Here is a 2384-nt window from a genome sequence, read left to right as displayed (position 1 = left end):
GGAGTTCCAGGCGGCGTTCACCGAGACCGCCGCCGAGTCACCCGGCTCGCAGATCGTCGGCACCTCCCCGATCCTCATCGAGGCGTGCGAGATCGTCGCCGTCGCGGAGGGCGGGCCGGGGTTCCTGGCGGCCGGGCGGTTCTGACGGCCCGTCAGGCCTCGGGGTTCCACTCCTTCTTGGCGACCAGCAGCCCGTCGCCGACGGGGAGCAGCAGCGAGACCAGGTCGTCGTGCTCGGCGATCTGACGGCCGAGCTCGCGGATGGCGACGGTCTCCTCGTCGCGCTGGGCGGGGTCGGCGACCCGGTTGTGCCACAGGGCGTTGTCGAACGCCACGACCCCGCCGGGGCGCAGCAGCCGCAGCGCCTCCTTGAGGTAGGCGGAGTACTCGGTCTTGTCGCCGTCGCAGAAGACCAGGTCGTAGTGGCCGTCGGTGAGCCGGGGGAGCACGTCGAGCGCCGCGCCGGAGATCGTCCGCGCGCGCTGGCTGGGGATGCCGGCCTCGGTGAACGACTGGCGGGCCAGGCGCTGGTGCTCGGCCTCGACGTCGACCGTGGTGAGCACACCGTCGGAGCGCATGCCGCGCAGCAGCCAGAGGCCGGAGACGCCGGTGCCGGTGCCGATCTCGACGACCGCGCGGGCATCGAGCACCGAGGCCAGGAAGCGCAGGGCCGCGCCGCCACCGGGGCCGATCGGGACGACCCCGACCTCCTCGGCCCGCGACCGGGCGGCAGCCAGGACGTCGTCCTCGGCGACGTACGCCTCGGCGTGGGACCAACTCGCAGACGAGAGCGGCGTGGTGATGATGTCCTCCTGAGGCTGGTCGAGCGCGCACTCACCGTATCGCGATCTGAGCCCGGACCCACCGATTCCGCCTGCTGCGCGCCGCCGCGAATCGCCGGCGCCAGGCTGCGGGAACGCAGCGGGACCCGCGCGCGTTGGAGAGGACGAGGCTTCACAGAACGGACACCGGCCTCACAGGTTCCTCTCAGCAGGTGTCCCTACCGTGGAAGGACAAGACGCTGTTCCCCCAGGCACGCACGAGCCGACGATCGGCCGAGGAGGCACTCATGGACACCCCGGTGCCCCCCACTGCCGATGACACCGGCCTCCCGTCCTGGGAGGAGATCGTCGAGCAGCACTCCGACCGCGTCTTCCGTCTCGCCTACCGGCTGACCGGCAACCGCCACGACGCCGAGGACCTCACCCAGGAGGTCTTCGTGCGGGTGTTCCGGTCGCTGTCGACCTACACGCCCGGCACCTTCGAGGGCTGGTTGCACCGCATCACCACCAACCTCTTCCTCGACCAGGCGCGCCGCAAGCAGCGGATCCGCTTCGACGCCCTCTCCGACGAGCGCGCCGACCGGCTCACGAGCACCTCGCCGAGCCCGGACGCGGCGTACGCCGACCGCACCTTCGACGACGACATCGAGCGGGCGCTCGCCACGCTCCCGCCCGACTTCCGCGCCGCTGTCGTGCTCTGCGACGTCGAGGGGCTGACCTACGAGGAGATCGCCGAGATCCTCGGCGCCAAGCTCGGCACCGTCCGCTCCCGCATCCACCGCGGCCGCGCGATGCTGCGCACCGCGCTGGCCCACCGGGCCCCGACCGCCGGACGCGTGCGGTACGCCGGCCCCGCCGGCCAGCTGCTCACGGGCTGGGGGCAGGCGACGTGATCGGACACCTGGGATCGCGTGCCAGTGCGCTGCTGGACGGCCAGCTCTCCCCCGAGGAGACCGAGCGCGCGTGGGACCACGTGCACTCCTGCCACGCCTGCCGTGACCTCGTCGAGCGCGAGGGCTGGATCAAGACGCGGCTGGCGGGCCTCTCCTTCGAGGTGGCCGCGCCCGCGACCCCGTCGTGGCTCAAGGGCTCGCTCATGGACGCCTCCGCCTGTGGTGGCACGGGCGCCTACCTCGCGGTGCCCGGGGCCCTGCCGGTCCCCGCCGACCACCGGCGCCGCAACCTCGGCCTGGCGGCGCTCGGCGGCAGCGCCGTGGGCGCTGCGGTGATGGGGGTGCTCGTCTTCGGGGTCGCCCCCGACAGCCCGACCATCGACCGCCGGGTGCCGACCACCTCGATCACCAACACCGAGGCGCCGCGCACGCCGAGCCCGACGGTCCCGACCGCCCAGCTGACCCGCGCCGCGCGCCCGCAGGGCTGATCCTCCGCTGCGTCGATTTCGCCCGGCAGGTCAAGATAGGCACGTGACGCAGGACGACCACCGCGACGACGAGCCAACGCAGCCGCTACCGCTCGCACGTCCCTCGACGCCCCCGCCGAGCTGGGTGCCGCCGACGATCCAGTCGCCGCCGCACCGCTGGGCGGGCCTGCCGCCCGGCGCGCCGCCGTACGCCGGCCAGCAGCCGTTCGGCGCGCCCCTCG

The 2384-nt window shown here is 73.7% G+C and carries 3 protein-coding genes; 2 read left to right on the top strand and 1 reads right to left on the bottom strand.

Features of this window, described 5'->3' with window-relative positions:
- Nucleotides 1-152: 152 nt before the first annotated feature.
- On the bottom strand, nt 153-803 hold the full coding sequence (locus tag Q0L15_RS19410) for an O-methyltransferase (protein ID WP_296606212.1): 651 nt from the start codon (nt 801-803) through the stop codon (nt 153-155).
- A 191-nt stretch (nt 804-994) separates the two neighbouring features.
- Between Q0L15_RS19410 and sigE the strand changes: the two genes are divergently transcribed.
- Together sigE and Q0L15_RS19400 are read left to right on the top strand one after the other, a co-directional pair.
- Nucleotides 995-1675: an RNA polymerase sigma factor SigE gene (gene sigE, locus Q0L15_RS19405; RefSeq protein WP_296606211.1), complete on the top strand. Its 681-nt coding sequence runs from the start codon at nt 995-997 to the stop codon at nt 1673-1675.
- The gene (locus tag Q0L15_RS19400) at nt 1672-2163 is read left to right on the top strand and encodes a zf-HC2 domain-containing protein (RefSeq protein ID WP_296606210.1); all 492 of its coding nucleotides are present in this window, start codon (nt 1672-1674) and stop codon (nt 2161-2163) included. The genes sigE and Q0L15_RS19400 overlap by 4 nt, the downstream gene beginning before the upstream one ends.
- The last annotated feature ends 221 nt before the right edge of the window (nt 2164-2384 follow it).

Origin of the sequence: Nocardioides sp., from assembly GCF_024509035.1 — a bacterium.
In the GTDB taxonomy this organism is placed as follows: Bacteria; Actinomycetota; Actinomycetes; order Propionibacteriales; family Nocardioidaceae; genus Nocardioides.
Note: the sequence above shows the minus strand (reverse complement) of the source record. Positions and strands in the feature narration are given on the sequence as shown.